General features: G+C 65.9%; 17 protein-coding genes. 5 read left to right on the top strand and 12 right to left on the bottom strand.

The annotated features are described in order from the left end of the window. The first annotated feature begins 3 nt into the window (after positions 1 to 3). On the top strand, positions 4 to 1080 hold the full coding sequence (locus KUV38_RS09305) for a hybrid-cluster NAD(P)-dependent oxidoreductase (RefSeq protein ID WP_222469778.1): 1077 nt from the start codon (positions 4 to 6) through the stop codon (positions 1078 to 1080). Positions 1081 to 1111: 31 nt separating this feature from the next. Here KUV38_RS09305 and KUV38_RS09300 read toward each other — a convergent pair whose 3' ends face one another. The 12 genes from KUV38_RS09300 to KUV38_RS09245 all read right to left on the bottom strand — a co-directional run bounded on the left by KUV38_RS09300 (position 1112) and on the right by KUV38_RS09245 (position 14305). Next, the gene (locus KUV38_RS09300; protein WP_222469777.1) at positions 1112 to 1774 is read right to left on the bottom strand and encodes a TetR/AcrR family transcriptional regulator; all 663 of its coding nucleotides are present in this window, start codon (positions 1772 to 1774) and stop codon (positions 1112 to 1114) included. 33 nt (positions 1775 to 1807) lie between these two features. Beyond that, entirely contained in the window at positions 1808 to 3115 is a 1308-nt protein-coding gene (locus tag KUV38_RS09295; protein ID WP_222469776.1) for a TRAP transporter large permease, read from the bottom strand. A 34-nt stretch (positions 3116 to 3149) separates the two neighbouring features. Beyond that, positions 3150 to 3644 carry a TRAP transporter small permease subunit gene (locus KUV38_RS09290; RefSeq protein WP_222469775.1) on the bottom strand — a complete coding sequence of 165 codons (495 nt, stop codon included), beginning with the start codon at positions 3642 to 3644 and terminating at the stop codon, positions 3150 to 3152. Between the two features lie 57 nt (positions 3645 to 3701). Then, positions 3702 to 4826, bottom strand: a complete 1125-nt coding sequence (locus tag KUV38_RS09285) for a C4-dicarboxylate TRAP transporter substrate-binding protein (RefSeq protein WP_222469774.1) — start codon at positions 4824 to 4826, stop codon at positions 3702 to 3704. A gap of 70 nt (positions 4827 to 4896) precedes the next feature. Further along, positions 4897 to 5619, bottom strand: coding sequence for a haloacid dehalogenase type II (locus tag KUV38_RS09280; RefSeq protein ID WP_222469773.1), 723 nt, complete (start codon positions 5617 to 5619; stop codon positions 4897 to 4899). Beyond that, positions 5619 to 6854, bottom strand: a complete 1236-nt coding sequence (locus KUV38_RS09275; RefSeq protein WP_222469772.1) for a metal-dependent hydrolase family protein — start codon at positions 6852 to 6854, stop codon at positions 5619 to 5621. Before KUV38_RS09275 ends, KUV38_RS09280 begins: the two co-directional genes overlap by 1 nt. A 31-nt stretch (positions 6855 to 6885) precedes the next feature. After that, complete coding sequence (locus tag KUV38_RS09270) at positions 6886 to 7530, bottom strand: isochorismatase family protein (protein WP_222469771.1); 645 nt, start codon at positions 7528 to 7530, stop codon at positions 6886 to 6888. A gap of 207 nt (positions 7531 to 7737) precedes the next feature. Next, the gene (locus tag KUV38_RS09265) at positions 7738 to 10311 is read right to left on the bottom strand and encodes an HWE histidine kinase domain-containing protein (protein ID WP_222469770.1); all 2574 of its coding nucleotides are present in this window, start codon (positions 10309 to 10311) and stop codon (positions 7738 to 7740) included. Then, positions 10308 to 10898 (bottom strand): hypothetical protein, encoded by a 591-nt coding sequence (locus tag KUV38_RS09260; protein ID WP_222469769.1) that lies wholly within the window; start codon positions 10896 to 10898, stop codon positions 10308 to 10310. Before KUV38_RS09260 ends, KUV38_RS09265 begins: the two co-directional genes overlap by 4 nt. 201 nt (positions 10899 to 11099) lie before the next feature. Further along, positions 11100 to 11735, bottom strand: coding sequence for a L,D-transpeptidase (locus tag KUV38_RS09255; protein WP_222469768.1), 636 nt, complete (start codon positions 11733 to 11735; stop codon positions 11100 to 11102). 89 nt (positions 11736 to 11824) lie between these two features. Continuing rightward, positions 11825 to 13438, bottom strand: a complete 1614-nt coding sequence (locus tag KUV38_RS09250; RefSeq protein WP_222469767.1) for a long-chain fatty acid--CoA ligase — start codon at positions 13436 to 13438, stop codon at positions 11825 to 11827. Between the two features lie 108 nt (positions 13439 to 13546). Beyond that, the gene (locus KUV38_RS09245; RefSeq protein ID WP_222469766.1) at positions 13547 to 14305 is read right to left on the bottom strand and encodes an SDR family NAD(P)-dependent oxidoreductase; all 759 of its coding nucleotides are present in this window, start codon (positions 14303 to 14305) and stop codon (positions 13547 to 13549) included. Between the two features lie 116 nt (positions 14306 to 14421). Between KUV38_RS09245 and KUV38_RS09240 the strand changes: the two genes are divergently transcribed. The 4 genes from KUV38_RS09240 to KUV38_RS09225 are packed head-to-tail and all read left to right on the top strand — an operon-like array spanning position 14422 to position 17786. Then, entirely contained in the window at positions 14422 to 15243 is an 822-nt protein-coding gene (locus KUV38_RS09240; protein WP_222469765.1) for an SDR family oxidoreductase, read from the top strand. Continuing rightward, positions 15240 to 15695 (top strand): MaoC family dehydratase, encoded by a 456-nt coding sequence (locus tag KUV38_RS09235; protein ID WP_222469764.1) that lies wholly within the window; start codon positions 15240 to 15242, stop codon positions 15693 to 15695. Before KUV38_RS09240 ends, KUV38_RS09235 begins: the two co-directional genes overlap by 4 nt. Beyond that, on the top strand, positions 15692 to 16585 hold the full coding sequence (locus KUV38_RS09230; RefSeq protein WP_222469763.1) for an SDR family NAD(P)-dependent oxidoreductase: 894 nt from the start codon (positions 15692 to 15694) through the stop codon (positions 16583 to 16585). The genes KUV38_RS09235 and KUV38_RS09230 overlap by 4 nt, the downstream gene beginning before the upstream one ends. A gap of 4 nt (positions 16586 to 16589) precedes the next feature. Continuing rightward, positions 16590 to 17786, top strand: a complete 1197-nt coding sequence (locus KUV38_RS09225; protein ID WP_222469762.1) for an acetyl-CoA C-acyltransferase — start codon at positions 16590 to 16592, stop codon at positions 17784 to 17786. Positions 17787 to 17792: the final 6 nt, after the last annotated feature.

Raw genomic sequence — 17792 nt, 5'->3', positions numbered from 1 at the left:
CGCATGAACGACCTGACCCCGATCACCGGCCAGAGCATCTGGAAAGACAGCGAGCCGCTCGAATGCGTGGCCGTCATCCCCGAGGTGCCCAACACCGCAAGCTTTGCCTTCCGCGCGCCTTCGGGGGCGATTTTCGACTATCTGCCGGGCCAGTTCATCACCCTTGAGCTGCCCACGCCGCAGGGCTTGGTGCACCGCACCTATACCATTTCCTCCTCGCCCTCCCGGCCCCGGTCGATCTCGGTCACGGTGAAAGCGCAGGAAGGCAGCATCGGCACCCGCTGGATGCTCGATCACCTGAAGCCCGGCATGCAGATCCGCGCTTTCGGCCCGGCGGGGCTGTTCAGCCACATGAACCACCCGGCGAAGAAGTATCTCTTCATCTCAGCGGGCAGCGGCATCACCCCGTCGATGGCGATGACCACCTTCATGTGGGATATCGGCACCGAGCCCGACATCGTCTTCATCAACTGCGCCAAGCGCCCCTCCGAGATCATCTTTCGCGAGCGGCTGGAGCACATGGCCAGCCGGGTGCCGGGCATCGTGCTGAAATGGGTGGTCGAAGAGGCCGACCGCTATCGCCCGTGGACCGGCTATCAGGGGCAGGTGAACCAGCTCATGCTCGGCCTGATGGCGCCCGACTATCTCGACCGCGAGGTGTTCTGCTGCGGCCCGGAGCCCTTCATGACTGCCGTGCGCGAGGCGCTCCAGGGCATGGGCTACGAAATGGAGCGCTACCATCAGGAGAGCTTCAAAGCCCCGGTGGAGACGGTGGAGGACATCCCCGAGCATGACGATGTCGTTCCCGAGGCGGCGGAAACGGCAGAGGTGACCTTCGGCCTCTCCGGTGTGAGCCGCACCTGCCGCGAGACAGATACCGTGCTCGCCGTGGCGCGGGCGGCAGGGCTGGGCATCCCCTCGGGCTGCACCTTCGGCCTTTGCGGCACCTGCAAGATCCGCAAGACCGCTGGCGAGGTGCATATGGTCCATAACGGCGGCATCTCGGATGACGACATCGCCGAGGGCTACATCCTCGCCTGTTGCTCGCACCCCATAGGCGCGGTGGAAGTGGAGGTCTGAGCCGGCGCAATCCTGCGCGGCGCCTTTGGCCCTAGCGGCCCTCGGCCGCCGCGCTACCCGCCAGCATCCCGCCTTCGTCCAGCAACTTGGGCAGGATCGTCTTCCAGGTTTCCACCATGGTCCTGAAATAGGCCGGATCGTCCTTCAGCACGGTCTGCACGCCCATGCCGCGCACGAGGCAGACGGTCATGTTGAGCGCCACGAGGGTCGGCTCCCGGTCGCCCGGCGCGCGCAGTTCGAAGGCTTCCCAAATGCTGTCGAGCGCGGAATGGAAGTCCTTCACCACGGGTATCATCCCGGCGCGCAACTCCGGGTCGGTCCGAGCCTCGTTGATGAACTCCAGCGACAGGTAGAACACCCGGCCCGAGAACATCTGCCAAAGGAACTCGACGAAGTCGCCAAGGCTCACCTCGCCCTTGTGCACCTGCGAGGCCACCTCGCGGATTTCCGCCGTGGCCTCCCGCAGCAGCTCTTCCATCGCGGTGACGATGATCGACGAGCGTGAGGGAAAATGGTGCAGCATCGCCCCGCGCGAGACCCCGGCGCGCTGGGCGAAGTCATTGGTCGAGGCAGAGTTGTAACCCTTGTCGAGGATCGCATCGAGCGTGGCGTCGATCAGCTTTCTGCGGGTCGCGATGCTGCGGGCCTGGGCCGGTTTCTCGCCCTGTCTCGCTGCCGCTTCTCGTCTCGCCATACATCCCTCCTCGGATCGGGCACACACCTAACATCAATACGCAAGCGACGGGAGCCAGAGCGTCAGGATCGGGAAGGCGATGAGGATCACCAGCGTTAGAAGGTCCATCGCCAGAAACCACGTGATGCCCCGGAAGATCTCGGGCAGAGTCACGCGGTTATTCAAGGCCCCGTTGATCATGTACACGTTCAATCCGATCGGCGGTGTGATGAGCCCGATCTCCAGCAGCTTGATCACGATGATGCCGAACCATACCGGGTGAATGCCCGCCTCGTTCACCAGCGGCACGAGGATCGGCAGGGTCAGCAGCAGCAGGCCGATGCTGTCGATCAACATGCCGAGCACGAGGAAGATCACGGTGACGGCAAAGAGGATCCACCACGTCTCGGTGCTCACCGAGAGGATGGCGTCAGCAAAGGCGCGCGGAAAGCCCGAGAGCGCGAGGAAGCGCGTAAAGAACAGCGAGCCGATCAGGATGATGAAGATCGAACCGGTCGAGACCACGGCCTGCGAGACCGCCTCGAACAGCGCCTTGCGCGTGAGCTTGCGGCGGACGATGGCGATGATCAGCGCAAAGAAGGCCCCGAGCGCACCCGCCTCGGTGGGGGAGAAGACCCCGCTGAAGATACCTCCCAGCACCACGAGGATGAGCGTGGGCAGCGGCCAGACATCGCGGAAGGCCTCGCGGCGTTCCTCCGGGGTGGGGTCGAAGACCACGGTGCTCGCAAGGCTCGGCTTCAGCTTCACCCGGATCATGATCATGCCCATGTAGATCAGCGCCGAGAGCAGCCCGGGGATGAACCCGGCCATGAAGAGCTGGCCAACGGAGACCTGCGCATAGACCCCGTAGAGGATCAGCAGCACCGAGGGCGGAATGAGCGAGCCGAGCGTGCCGGAGGCCGCGATGGTGCCGGTGGCAAGGCCCCGGTCGTAGCCATTGTCGAGCATCTCCGGCACCGCCATGCGCGACATGGCGGAGGCGGTGGCGACGGAGGAGCCGGAGGCGGCGGCGAAGAAGGCGCAGGCGCCCACGGAGGTGATCGCCAAGCCGCCCGGCAGCCGGGCGAGGTAGAGGCGCAGCGCGAGGAAGAGGCCGCGCGTCATGTCGGTCGAGGAGCAGATGAACCCCATCAGCAGGAACATCGGCGCCGCCGAAAGCTCCCATTGGCCGACGTAGTCGAAGGGCGTGGCGGAGATCATGCCCCAGGCCACGTTCATGTTGAACATCACCCCGATCCCGACGATCGAGACAAGCCCGAGAGCAATGCCGATGGGCACGCGGATGGCGATGAGAACGAGGGCGGCGACAACGCCGGCCACGCCGATTTCGAGATTGGTCATAGGGTCGCCTCCGGGGGCGCGCAGGTGGGGCGCATCAAAGCGCCTGCCGCCGGGTGATGGATTTCAGAAGGTTCGACAGCACCGCAAGCAGCGCCCCGGCAAAGCCGATGGGCAGCGCCCAGCGGGCGGGCCAGATGTAGAAACGGAAGTTGCTCATCGCCTCTTCGGCGCGGCTTGTCGCCTTGATCGCATCGGTCAGCGATTGCCAGAACAGCATGCCGAAGAAGGCAAGCCCCATGAGGCAGGCGAGAATGTAGAGCCCCAGTTGCACCGGCGCGGGCATCATCTGGGCAAAGAGATCAACGCGGATGTTTTCCTGCTTCATCTCGACATAGCCGAAGGCCAGAAAGACCAGCGCGACCATGTAGTAGAACGAGACCCACTCCAGCGTGCCGACGATCTGGCCGTTGACGAAGTACCGAACGCCCACGTCGAGGGTGATATGGGCCATCATCAGCAGCATGACCACGCAGGCGGCGGTGACGGTGCCGATGTTGAGCCAGCGGATGATGCTGTGGAGGAGGGTCATTGCGTCGTCCTGATTGGCAGCCGGGCCCGGCGTGGTGCCGGGCCCGGTGCGCAGTGCTTACTCGGTGCCGTAGGTGGCCGGGTCGATCTTGGAGAAGATCTCTTCCATGGCAAGAGCGGTGAGCGCATCTTCGTCGGTGGTGTCCACGTCGGCCAGCAGGTCGGTCCACTTCTGCATGGTGGCCTGGAAGTCGCCGATCAGCGCCTCGGGGTCGGCCACGCCAAAGTCGGCACCGGCTTTCTCGACGGCGGCGGCGGTGGTGCGGTCACGGAACTCGGCCACGTGATCGGCCAGGTCCTGCTCGGGCTCATAGACGTTGCCGCCAGCAGCCTTGGAGGCCTCGAGGCCAGCGTCGACCTTGGAGCCGTAGGCAATGACGATGCGGGCCATCGAACGGGCGGAGGCTTCCATCAGCACGACGCGCTGCTCGGCGGTCAGGCCAGCCCAGAAGTCTGGGTTATAGCCCCACTGCGGGCCGGAATAGTACATGCCGGTCGAGAGCAGGGTGGTGTGCTCGGCGACTTCCATCAGCGAGCGGTCCACAAGGTCGCTGGCGGCGTTGGTGGCGCAGTCGAGGGTGCCGCGCTCGAGGCCGGTGTACATCTCGGAGGAGGGCACGTTGACCGGGATGCCGCCGGCATCTTCCACCCAGACCGAGACGGCGGAGCCGGCGGTGCGGATGCGCTTGCCCTTCATCTCTTCGAGGTTGCGCACCGGGCTGGAGCACATCAGCACATAGGCGGGCGTGGCATAGGCGCCAAGGTAGACGAGGCCCTTGTCCTTCCACTCGGCCAGCTGCACCTCGTTGTTCATCGAAAAGTCGGTGACGGCGAAGATCGCGGCAACCGGGTCGGAGTAGGCAAAGCCCAGCTCCTGCACGGCATTGGAGACCGGCAGATCGGAGGGCGTGTAGATGGCGGCATGGTGGGCCACCTGCACCACGTTGTCCTGAATGCCCTGAAGCGCGGCGCGCGGGGCCAGCAGCACGGTGCCGGTGTAGACTTCGGGCACGAGGTCGCCGCCCGAAAGCTCCTGCACGAGCTCGGCCCAGCGGACGTAGCCTTCGCCCGACATCGGCACGGCGCCGTCATAGAAGCTGTTGGCGATGAAGTTGGTTTCTGCCGTGGCCGCGCCGGTCATCATCATGCCGGCGAGGGCGGTGCAGGTCAGGAATTTTTTCATGGGTCTGGTCCCTGTTGGTTGAGTGGTTGGGTGCCCGCGCTCTTGCCGGGCGGGTCGGTCGGGTTGAATTTCAGATTTTGCCGCTCTCATGTGCCTCGGCCATTTCCTTCAGCGAGTTGAAGCGGAAGGTTGTCTCGGCCAGATCGCCCGGGTCCATCGTGGCCCCGAAGCCTTCTTTTGCGTGCCGCCGGTAGATCCATGCGTTGTCGAGCCCCTTGGCGCGGCCCGGCACGTGATCGTGGAACATGCTCTCGGCGGTGTGCAGCAGCTGTGCCTTCTCCACGCCCAGTGTGCCGATCCCGCGCAGCAGGTAGTCGAAGTTGCGCTGGTTGGGCTTGTAGCTGCCGATGTCCTCGGCGGTGTAGATCGCATCCCATGCGATCCCCAGCTTCTTCGCGGCGCCGTCAAAGCTGCGGTTGTCGACGTTGGAGAGCACGATCATCTTGTAGTGCTGCTTGAGATAGGCCAGTGCATCGGCGCTGTCCTCGAAGGCGGGCCAATCGGGCACCGATGCGCCGTAGCGCTCGCATTCGTCCCAATCCACCGATAGCCCCAGCTCCTCGGCGCAGCGGCGGTAGACCGTGGCCAGCAGGTCCGAGTAGCGCTTGGCCGGCGTCTGGGCCTGCGTGGCGCTCTCGTTGCGGGCGTGCATCTCCAGCACAGCGTTCTCACTCATCTCGGCGTCGAGCCGGTCGGTGAGCGGGCGCAGCCCGGCCCGCATCCCGGCCTCCCAGTCGATCAGCGTGCCGTAGACGTCGAAGCTGAGGGCGGTGTAGTCGCGCAAGCTGGCCATCAGAGCGACGCGGCCTGCTTGACCGCCTCCCCAGCTTTGAGAATGAGCGGCATATGAGCTCCCTGATGTGTCAGCAGGTCAAGATTTTCGAGCGGGTTGCCCTCGACGGCGATGATATCGGCATGGGCACCCGGCGCGATGGTGCCGATCTCGCCTTCCATCCGTAGCACCTTGGCGGCATCCACAGTGGCCGAGCGGATCACGGCATCGGCGGGCAGGTATCGGCCGCGCAGGGGGAACTCGCCCGACTGCTCGGTCTGCATCCCGCCGAGCAGGTCTGAGCCGTAGCCCATCAGCACGCCCGCCTCGTGGAACTTCTCAAGCCGCTCCAACCCGGCCTCGCGCACGTCCGAGATCTTGGCCACCGATTCCGCCGGCAGCCCGAACTCCGCGCCTTTGCGGTGCAGCAGGTCGTAGGTGATGTTGGTCGGCACCACCGGAATGCCCTCGCGGGCGATCCGGGCGATGGTGTCGTCGCCAATCAGGTTGCCGTGCTCGATGCACTCGAACCCGCAATCCAGCGCCCGCACGATGGCCTCGTCGGAGTAGAGGTGCCCGGTCGCATAGGTGCCGAAGCCCTTGGCAATCTCCACCGCCGCCTTCAATTCCTCGACCGAGAACACGAGGTAGCCCACCGGGTCGGAGGGCGATGACACACCGCCATCGGCCATGACCTTCACGAATTGCGCGCCGTTCTTGATCTCTTCACGGGCGGCGCGTTGCACCTCGGGGATGCCGTCACAGATCCGGCCCATCGCGCCGAGGCTCGAGGCATACCAGCTCACGTCACGGTTGCTGTAGGGGCCGCGATAATCGGTGTGGCCGCCCGATTGCGACAGCGCCTTGCCGCAGATCACCAGCCGCGGGCCGAGGAAGGCACCCTCATCCACCGCTTGCTGCAAGCCGCGATCGGCGCCGCCAAGGTCGCGCACCGTGGTGAAGCCGCGCATGATCATGTCGCGCATCAGCAGGCTGGAGCGGGCGGCCACGAGGGAGGAGGGCAGGGCGGCGTTAAGGCCGAGGTTCGCCGTGGTGGCGATCACATGCACGTGGCAGTCGACGAGGCCGGGCATCACCGTTAGCCCCTCCATGTCGAGCACCTCATCGGTGTCGGCGGTCACGCCGGGGCCGACATCGCGGATCTTGCCGTCTTCGATCACGATGCCCATCGGATCGGTGGGCTCGGGCGCGGTGCCGTCCACGATACGGGCGTTCTTCAGCAGCTTCAGGGTCATTTGAGGTCTTTCATTCGGTCTTGAGGGCGGGTCAGGCGGCAGCCTGGGCGTTGTGCCAGCGGTCGAGGTAGGCCAGCACGCTGTCCAGATCGACGACATCAACGTAACGGCGGCCAAGGTCGCGCAGGTTGTCGCGGTGCGGCTGCTCTTCGATATCGCCCACGCAATCCTCCGGCACGAGGGTCCGGTACCGGTGCGAGAAACTGTCGATCGAGCTGGCCCGGATGCAGCCGCTGGTGTTGCAGCCGGTGACGATCACGGTGTCGACCCGCTCCTTGGCGAAGTAATCGGCCACATCGGTGTTGAAAAAGATCGAAGGCCCTTTCTTGCAGACCTTCAGGTCATACTCGGGGTCGTAGATGCGCGGGTCCAGTTCGGCGCTGGGGTGGTCATGCAGGAAGGTCTCGCGCACGGCGGTGATCTTCCAGTAGGGCATCTCGCGCTCGTTCATGTAGGCGGTGTTGCAGGTGGCCACCGGCACGCCCATCGCGCGGGCGGCTTTCAGCAGCTTGGCGGTGTTTTCCAGCGCCCGCATCACCAGCGGCGCACCGCCCAGAGGGTATTGCGCCTCGGTGAATCCCTTCTGAAAATCCACCACCACGATGCCCGGCTTGGCCCCGAGCCCAACTGAGATTTCGCCGTAACTGCGTTGCTTGTAATCGTCGGTATCGGCCATCGCGCATCTCCCTGAGTCGTTTGACACACAGGGTGGGGCTGGAAAAAACAATCAGTCAAGACTGTTTTTTACTTTTTGGCTGGAGCACCGCGCACGGCTTCTCAGCCTGCCTATTTCCAAGGCAGGCAGAGCGCACCACTGGCGCGCCTTCCGTCAGTTGAAAATCAGGCTCCGCGCCATCCCGCCCACAGGGGCACGGCGCGTGCCTCAGCTCTCGCTGTCTTCGCCCAGCTTCAGCAGCGCGCGCGACAGGGTCTCCACCGTGAACGGCTTGGCGACCACCGGGGCAGGGGGGAACTCGGCCAAGGTATCGGCCTGTCCGCCGTAGCCGCTGGCCAGCACAAAGGGCACCCCACGCTCCGAGAGGAAACGGGCCACCGGCAGGCTCGTCTCCTTGCCGAGGTTCACATCGAGCACGGCGACCGAGATCGTGTTGGCCTCCGCCACCCGCAGCGCCTCCGCCACGGTCGAGGCGGTATGCACCGCTTTCAGCCCCATCCCTGTGAGGATGTCGGAGGCATCCATCGCGATGATCAGGTTGTCTTCCACCACAAGGCCCACGCCGGTTAGGTCGGGCTTGCCCGCAATCGCCGGGGCCTCCGGCTCCACGGCGTCCGCCGCCTCTGAGGGCAGGGCGGTCACAAACCGTTCGGGGATCAGAAAGCTCGCCCGGAATCCGCCGGAGCGAAACTCGATCTCGGCCTTGCCCTCAAGGTCGAAGGGCACGGAGCGTTCGATCAGCGTCGTGCCAAAGCCGCGCCGCTCGGGCGGGCGCACCGGCGGGCCACCCGCCTCCTGCCACGTGAGGCGAAAGAACCCGTCAGCTTGGTGCTCTACCGCCAGCTCAACCTGCCCGGTCGAGTTGGAGAGCGCCCCGTATTTCACCGAGTTCGTCACCAGCTCATGCGAGACCAGCGCGATGGTCGAGAAAGCCTCGGGCGAAAGCTGGATCTCCGGGCCGGAGAGCCGCACCCTGTCTTCCTGTCCGGCCACATAGGCCTTCAGCTCGGTGTCGATGATCTGGCGGAAGTCCACCGCGCGCCACTCGGTCTGGGTAAGCTGATCATGCGCCACGGCCAGCGCATGGATGCGCCCGTCGATGGCCTTGGAGAATTCCTCCACCGAAACCGCGTTCTCACGCGATTTGCTCACCAGCGAGCGGATCAGCCCCAGCACGTTGCGCACCCGGTGGTTCAACTCGGCGATGAGCAGCTCCTGCTGGTCCTGCGCCCGCTTGCGCTCGGCGTTCACCTCGTCCGAGAGCTTCAGCACCACCTCCAGCAGCGTGACCCGGATCGCATCGGCGGCCCGCACCGAGGTCGGCGACCACGGCTCCGAGCGGTTGCCCACGTCTTCCTTCCAGATCTCGAAACTCTTGCGCGGGGTCAGCCGGGCGCCGAAGCTGCCCACTTCAACCGGCTTGTGCGGGTTGCCCGCCCATTTCACCTGCCGCGCCGCCTCGGTTCGGAAGAGCACGAGGTAGTCGCGCGGCGTGCGGGAGACCGGGATCGCCAGAATACCGGCGCAGCGGTCGGTGATATCGGCAATCGAGGGCAGGCGCGCCACCAGATGATCGGTGGCATAAACGCGCGAGGCAGCGGCGGTGTTCAGGAACCGCGCAATCGTCTTGAACTCCTCTTCCGAGGGCGCCGTGCCCTGGCTCACGTAGGTGCCTTCGGAATAGAGCGCCACGCCATCGCAACGGATCACGGTGCTGATCTCGCGGGCCACGTCGCGAAAGCCTTCCACAAGGTCCGTGCTGGCGCCGAGGCCCATCATCAGCCTGTCATGCAGCTTCTGTGCGCGGTCGGCGGTTTCGGCCACCGCGCGGGCCTCACGCCGTTCGATCTCGTAGGAGTAGAATTGCGCCAGCAGCTCAATCGCGGTGCGGCGCTCGTAATCGATGTAAAGCGGCGCGCGGTGATGACAGGCAAAGAGCCCCCAGAGCTCGCCCCGGATGATGATGGACACCGACATCGAGGCCCGCACCTTCATGTTGCGCAGGTATTCAAGGTGGATCGGCGAGACCGCGCGGGTCACGGCGAGGGAAAGGTCCAGCGGCTCGCCCTCGGGGCCGGTCTGCGGCTCGATGGGTGAGACGGTATCATCCACATCGGCGATCAGCCGCAGATGGTTGCGCTTGTAAAGCGCCCGCGCTTGCCGCGGAATGTCGGAGGAGGGGAAGTGCAGGCCAAGGTAGGTTTCGCTGTCGGCCTCGTCCTTGGCCTCGGCGATCACGGTGCCGTCGCCCTCCGGCCCGAACTGATACACCATCACCCGGTCAAACCCTGCCAGCTCCCGCAGCTGCTTGGCGGCCACTTCCGAGACGCTCTGCAAATCCTTCTCTTCGGCCACCCGGCGCATCATTGGCGTAACGATAGCCAACTCGTCGTGCTCAACACCGCGCGACTTGGCCTCGAATTCGAGGATGAAGCTGAGGTGCGACTGGTGGGCCGACACGTCAAACAGCCGCCCGTCGCCGAACACGTCAAAGCCGAACATGCGCACCACGGCATCGTCGTGAGAGGCCGTGCTCAGCTTGCGGCGCAACCGCTCGAGGCTCGCCTCGGGCAGAAACTGGCCCAGCGGCACGCCCGCCATCTCCTCCCACGGCAGCCCCAGCACCTCGGTCGCATTGCGCGACACATGCTGCACGATCCAATCCGCCGAAATCGCGATCAGCGCCCCGAAAGATTGCACATTCCCCAGAATGTGGATCGGCTCCCGGTCGCAGTTGGTCAGGTCAACCGGTGTATCGGTAGAAACGAAGGGATCTTTCATACAGTCGGGGCCTGTGGGGTCTGCGTCGTCGCGGGGTGAGGTGCGGCCTCTGGCCGCGGGGGCAGGTGGCGCTCGGCCTCCTGCTGAAAAATCGCAAAAGCGCGGGTCGCATCGGAGAGGATACGCGCACGCGCCTCGGCATCGGGGCTTGTCTGCCCCATGCGCTGGGCAAAGGCCTTCCAAGCGGCAATGTCGGGCTCGATGGCCAGCAGGCCCCGGCGCTCTTCCGGCGGCACGCCGTTGCGCAGCACGGTCAGGCCAAGCTGCGAGCCAAGGGTGATATAGGCCACCGCATCCGCCGCTATCGGGTCGTCGCCCGCGCCATCCGTCTCGGCCTCGTCGCCCTCGTCCAGCGCGTCGACCGTCCGGCGCAGCGTGGCCGTGGCCTCTGCCGCCTCCCAGCCACAGGCCGCGCCAATTCGGCGAAACCCCGCGCGTTGCACGCGGTCGAACACCGCCCTGTCGGCGCTGTCATGCAAATTGAGGGTCGATAGCATGCCATCCAGCCGCTCATGGGCCGGGCCAGTCACTTGCCGGAGTTCATGCCGGAGAGAGAGCGCCACGGTCTCAGCGCGCTGAAAAGTCATCGTCATCCACTACTTGTCCCGTCAGCACGGCAGGGCGCACCCATGTGATCACGCAATAAAACATCCCCGGACGCCTCCGGTTCCGTAAAAAGTTAACTTGCAGATAAATTATTCTCAAATTCCGAAAAACCACAAAGGGCGCAGACCTCAGCCAAGGTCCGCGCCCTTCGATGTTTCGGCGTCAGAGAGCCTCTGCGGGCGTCAGCCCCGGGTCACCTGCGGCTCTTGCGAGTAGTCCACGCCGCCGTTTTCCGAGGCCGGGTACAGCACGACCTTGGCGTTCATCGGCGTCCGGCGGTAGAGGTGCACGATCTGGTTGTTCACCAGCCGTGCGCAGCCGTTCGAGACTCGTTTGCCAATGGTGCGCGGGTCGTTGGTGCCGTGGATGCGCAGGAAGGTATCGCCGATCTGCGGCTTGAAGAGGTAGATCGCGCGGGCGCCAAGCGGATTGTTCGGGCCGCCGGGCATGCCGTCTTCGTATTTCTTGTAGGAGGCGGGGTCGCGCTCGATCATCTCGGGCGTCGGCGTCCACGCCGGCCACTGCTTGCGCGCGCCGACAAAGAACTCACCGGGCTCGTAAAGGCCGGGGCGGCCAATACCGCAGGTATACTGGATCGCGCGGCCCCCGCCGAGGGTGAGGAACAGCGCAAAGCGGCTCGGGCTCACGTGAATCTCCTGCGGCGGCAGCTCCTTGGAGACATTCACGTAATGCGGCAGCAGATGAACGGGCAGGCCGTAGGGCTTGAGGGTTTCGTCATAGGCGAGGGCAGGGGCCCCCGCCACAAAGGTACCACCAAGCAGCGCAGCACTGCCGGTGAGGAAGTTTCTTCTCTTCATGTCACTCGAACCTTAGGCGTAAATTTTCGGGGAAGATGCCCAAAACAGCCCAAAAACCCAAGCCCTTTGTGCGTTTTTTCACGCAGAGGTCATTCCGCTGCTGCGTATTTGCGCCTCAACGTGAGCTTCGAGACCTTGCCTGTCGCCGTCAGAGGCAGTTCCTCGACAAAGAGCACCTCGTCGGGCAATTGCCAGCTGGCAAAGTGCGGCGCGAGCAACTCGCGCAGCGCCTCGGGGTCCGGGGCATCGCCCTTCGGCACCACCACCAGCATCGGTCTCTCGCCCCATTTTTCATGTGGCACGGCGATGGCGGCGCAATTGGTCACCTGCGGGTGCCCCATCACCACGTTCTCCATGTCGATCGAGCTGATCCACTCGCCGCCCGATTTGATCAGGTCTTTCGTCCGGTCGGTGATCGAGAGTGTGCCATCGGGGGTGATCCGGGCAATGTCTCCGGTGCCAAACCAGCCTTCTGCGTCAATCGCCTCGGCGCTGGCCTCGGCGTTGTTGAAGTATCCCGCCGCAATCGTGTTGCCCCGCACAAAGAGCTCGCCCGTCGCCTTGCCGTCCTGCGGCTGCTCGGTGCCGTCCTCATCGACGATCTTCATGTCAATCCCGAAGGCCCGGCGCCCCTGTTTCTGCTTCACGTCCAGCTGTTCGGCGAGGGGCTTGTCGCGCATCGCAGGCGAGAGGTTTCCAACCGTGCCTATCGGGCTCATCTCGGTCATGCCCCATGCATGGCACACGTCCACGCCGCGGGTCTCGAAACCCTCGATCATCGCCCGCGGCGCCGCCGAGCCGCCCACCACGAGGTGGCCGAACCCCTCCGGTAGCCGCCCCTGCGCCTCGATCTCCTTTTGCAGCCCGAGCCAGACGGTCGGCACACCCCAGGCCGAGAACACCTGCTCCCCGTCCATCAGCTTGAAGAGCGAGGCCCCATCCAGCCCCGGCCCCGGCATGATGAGCGAAGCACCGGTGAGCGGGGCCGAATAGGGCAGGCCCCATGCGTTCACGTGAAAGAGCGGCACCACGGGCAGAATCCGGCTGCCCTCCTGCAGCACCTTCGGAAGGCTGATCGCGGTGCAGAGCGCGTGCAGCACGGTGGAGCGGTGCGAGTAGAGCGTGCCCTTTGGGTTGCCGGTGGTGCCCGAGGTGTAGCAGAGCGCGGCGGCGGTGGTCTCATCGAACTCCGGCCAGTCAAACCGTTCCGGCTGGCCCTTCAGCAGCGCCTCGTAGTTCAGGCACTCCACCTTGCTCTCGGGCTGCTTGTCTTCATCCACCATCGCCACGTAGCGCAGGCTCTCGGGGAAATGCGGCGCCAGCCCCTCAATGATCGGCAGGAAGGTGGTGTCAAAGAACAGCAGGCTGTCGCCCGCGTGGTTCACAATATAGCCCATCTGCTCGGCCGAAAGGCGCGGGTTGATCGTGTGGCAGACCGCCCCGATCCCGCTGATCGCGTAGTAGAGTTCGAAATGCCGGTAGCCGTTCCACGCCAGCGTCGCCACCCGGTCGCCGGGCTTGATGCCGAGCGCGCGCAGGGCATGGGCGAGCCGCGCCACGCGAGCGGCGGTTTCGGGGTAACTCTGGCGGTGAATGTCGCCTTCGGTCCTGGCCGAGACGATCCCCTCACCGGGGTAGACCTGCGCCGCATGGGTCAAAATATCCGCAATCCGCAGCGGACGGTGCATCATCAGGCCTTCCATGGCCGCTCCTCCCTTTATCGCGGCCTCCCCGCCGCGTTTGATCTCAGCCTAGGCGTGGAAACCCGGCGCCTGCAACACCTGCCATGGTGGCGGCGCCAGCGCGCCCGCTCACCCCATCGCCGACCATCCGCCATCCACGATAATCGTCTGCCCCGTCATCCAGGCCCCCGCAGGCGCCGCCAGCATCACCGCAATCCCGGCAATGTCTTCCGGCTCCCCCAGCCGCTTGAGCGCATAGCTCTCCGCCACCCGCTTGGCCCGCTCCGGGTCTTCATAAAGCGCGCGTGCAAAATCGGTCTTCACCACCGCGGGCGCGATCCCGTTCACCCGGATGTTGTCGGCCCCGTAAGCCACGGCGAGGTTGCGCACGATCTGCGTGTCGGCGGCCTTGGTCACCGCGTAGATCCCCAGATGCTCCGAGCCCTTGAAGGCCGCAATCGACGACACGATCACAATCGCCCCGCCGCCCTTCGCCTGCATCCCCGGCACCACGCCTTTGGCCAGCCGCATGTTGGCCCGGATGTTCACCGCGATGGTCTTGTCAAAGGCATCATCCGGCGTGTCCAGAAACGGCCCCATGTAGGGGTTTACCGCCGCGTTGCAGACCAAAATATCCACCGACCCCAGCCTCTCCTCCGTCTCCGCCAAGAGCCGCACTATCGCAGCATCATCCGAGACGTTGCAGGCAATCGGCACCGCCGCCTCCCCGATTTCTTCCGCCACCGCCGCACAGGCCTCTGCCTTGCGCGACGAGATCACCACGCGCGCCCCCCGCGCCACCAAAGCCTCCGCAATCGCCCGGCCAATGCCGCGCGTCGAGCCGGTGACAAGCGCCACCTTTCCCGTAAGATCAAACAGATCGCCCATCCTGCGCCTCCCTTGCTGCCAGCAGAGGCGGGCAGGGCGGGCTTGTCAAGCATGTGCGGAATTGTATTCTGCATTGCGAAACGGGTGCGCGGGGAGGCGCCCCACCGGAGGACAGCATGGACGCGGCAAGGCTTTTCGACCTCACCGGCAAGGTGGCGCTGGTTACCGGCGGCTCGTCGGGCATTGGCGAAATGGCCGCCGAAGGGCTGGTCCGCGCCGGGGCCCGCGTGCTGCTCGCCTCCCGCCGGGGCGATGCTTGCGAGGCCGTTGCCGCACGGCTGAACGCGCTGGGCGCATCCGGCTCGGCAGAGGGTTTCGCGGGCGATGTGAGCTCCGCCGAGGGCGTCGATGCGCTCGCCGGCGCCACCCGCGCCCGCACCGACACCCTGCACATCCTCTTCAACAACGCTGGCCGCAGTTGGGGCGCCCCGCTGGACGATTTCCCCCATGCCGCGTGGGATAAGGTGATGAGCCTCAACGTCGCCGGCCTTTTCGAACTCACCCGCACCCTGCTGCCGCTCCTCCGCGCCGCCGCGACTGACGAAGACCCTGCCCGCGTCGTCAACACCGGCTCGGTCATGGGCGAGGTGCCGATGGGCGACGATGCCTATTCCTACGCCGCCTCCAAGGCCGCCGTGCACCACCTGACGAAGATCCTCGCCAAGGAGCTCGCCGCCGACCGCATCACCGTCAACGCCCTCGCCCCCGGCCCCTTCGTCTCCAAGATGACCGCCTTCGCCACCGGCGACACCGACATGCGCGCCCGCGTCGGCGCCCAGGTCCCGCTCGGCCGCGTCGGCAAGCCCGAGGACATCGCCGCCGCGCTGCTCTACCTCTGCGGCCCCGGCGGCGGCTACATCACCGGCGCCATCCTCCCCGTCTCCGGCGGCATCAACGTGCAAACCGGCCCCGACATCTTCGCCGAGGGCAAGCCGTGACGCTGGACGAGCTGAAATCCCGCACCGGCGAGGAGCTGGGCGTCAGCCGCTGGTTCACCATCGACCAGCCGATGATCGACGCCTTCGCCGCCCTCACCGAGGATCACCAGTTCATCCACACCGATCCTGCCCGCGCCGCGCAAACCCCTTTCGGCTCCACCATCGCCCACGGCTTCCTCACCCTCTCCTTCCTCTCCGCCATGGCCTATGACGCCCAGCCAAAGCTGGACGGTCAGGCGATGGGCATCAACTACGGCTTCGACCGCATCCGCTTTCTCTCGCCTGTCCCCGCTGGCGCCCGCATCCGCGCCCGCTTCACCCTCGCCGCGCTGACCGAGAAGCGCCCGGGCGATGTGATGATCACGTGGGAGGTGACGATGGAGGCCGAAGGCACGGCCAAACCCGTGGTGGTCGCCCGCTGGCTCAACAAGAAATATCTGGAGGCCGCATGATCCGCTTCGACGGGCAGGTTGCAATCGTCACCGGCGGGGCCGCCGGGCTGGGCCGGTCACACGCGCTCGGGCTCGCGGCACGGGGCGCAAGAGTGCTGGTCGCCGACATGGCCGAAGGGGCAGGGGTGGTCTCCGAGATCGAGGCCGCAGGCGGCACCGCGCTTGCCACCCGCACCGATGTGTCCGACGAGGCCAGCGTGGCCGAGATGGTCGCCGCCGCCATGAGCGCCTGGGGCCATGTCGACATCCTCGTCAACAACGCGGGCCTGCTGCGTGACAAGTCCTTCGCCAAGATGGAGATATCCGACTGGCGCCGCGTGATCGACGTTCACCTCACCGGCTCCGCCCTCTGCACCCACGCCCTCTGGCCGCACTTCCGCGAGCGGCAATACGGCCGCGTCGTCTTCACCACCTCCGGCTCCGGGCTGTACGGCAACTTCGGGCAGGCCAACTATGCCGCGGCCAAGGCCGGGATGGTCGGGCTGATGAACACGCTCCACCTTGAAGGCGCGCGCTACGGCATCCGAGTCAACTGCCTCGCCCCCACGGCGGCCACGGCGATGACCGATGGCCTGCTGCCCGAGGATGCCGCCGCCTTGCTGACGCCCGAGAGCATCACCCCCGGCCTCCTCTGGCTGGTCTCGCCCGATGCCCCCTCCCGCACCATCCTCGCCGCAGGCGGTGGGGTCTTCTCGGTCGCGCAGCTCACTGAAACCCTCGGCCTCAACCTCGCAGGCGGCGAGATCACGCCCGAGGCGGTGGCCGAAGGCGCAGCTCTGCTGACCGACCCAGACGGCGCCGAAGACCTGCCAGACGCCTTCTCCCAAACCCGCCGTTTCGCCGCGCAGGCCGCCGAGGCGCGCGGGCTGCCGCTCGACTGGAAGGTCTGAAACCATGCGTGAAGCCCTCATCGTCTCCACCGCCCGCACGCCCATTGGCAAGGCCTACCGGGGCGCCTTCAACGCCACCACGCCGCAGGCGCTGGCGGGCCATGCGATCAGCCACGCCGTCTCCCGCGCCGCTGTCGATCCCGGCGAGGTCGGTGACGTGGTGCTCGGCGCCGCCCTCCAGCAGGGGTTCCAAGGCGGCAACATCGCCCGCCAATGCGCCCTCCGCGCCGGCCTGCCTGAGACCGTGGCGGGCATGTCGCTCGACCGGCAATGCGCTTCCGGCCTCATGGCCATCGCCATTGCCGCCAAGCAGGTCATCCACGACGGGATGCCCATGGCCATCGGCGCAGGCGTCGAGTCCATCTCCCTCGTGCAAACCCCCGCCATGCGCCGCGACCCGGATCCCTGGCTGCGCGAGCACGTCCCTTCGATCTACATGACCATGTTGGAAACGGCTGAAAACGTGGCTGCCCGCTACGGCATCTCCCGCGAGGCGCAAGACGAATACGCGACCCAAAGCCAGGCCCGCACGGCGGCGGCCCAAGAGGCAGGGGCCTTCGACGACGAGATCGTGCCGCTTCCCTCTGTAATGAAGGTGAAAGACCGCGAAACCGGCGAAGTCTCCGACCGTTCCGTGACGCTGGAGAAGGACGAGGGCAACCGCCCCGGCACTACGGCTGAAAGCCTCGCGGGCCTCACCCCGGTGTTCGAAAAAGGTATATCGCTGGATAAAGGTCGCTTCATAACCGCCGGAAATGCCTCACAACTGTCAGACGGCGCATCTGCCACAATGTTGATGGAAGGCAAGGAGGCCGAGCGCCGAGGCCTCACACCGCTGGGCCGCTACGTGGGCATGGCCGTCGCCGGATGCGCCCCCGACGAGATGGGCATCGGCCCCGTCTTCGCCGTGCCCAAACTGCTCGAAACCCACGGCCTTACCGTGGACGACATCGACCTCTGGGAGCTGAACGAGGCCTTCGCCTGCCAAGTGATCTACAGCCGCGACCGGCTTGGCATCCCCGACGCGCGCCTCAACGTGAACGGCGGCGCCATCTCCATTGGCCACCCCTACGGCATGTCGGGCGCCCGTATGGTCGGCCACGCGCTGATCGAGGGCAAACGGCGCGGCGCAAGATACATCGTCACCACCATGTGCGTGGGCGGCGGAATGGGGGCCGCGGGCCTCTTTGAAGTTCTCTGAAGGGAG

This window comes from Vannielia litorea, from assembly GCF_019801175.1.
Lineage (GTDB): Bacteria > Pseudomonadota > Alphaproteobacteria > Rhodobacterales > Rhodobacteraceae > Vannielia > Vannielia litorea_B.
Note: the sequence above shows the minus strand (reverse complement) of the source record. Positions and strands in the feature narration are given on the sequence as shown.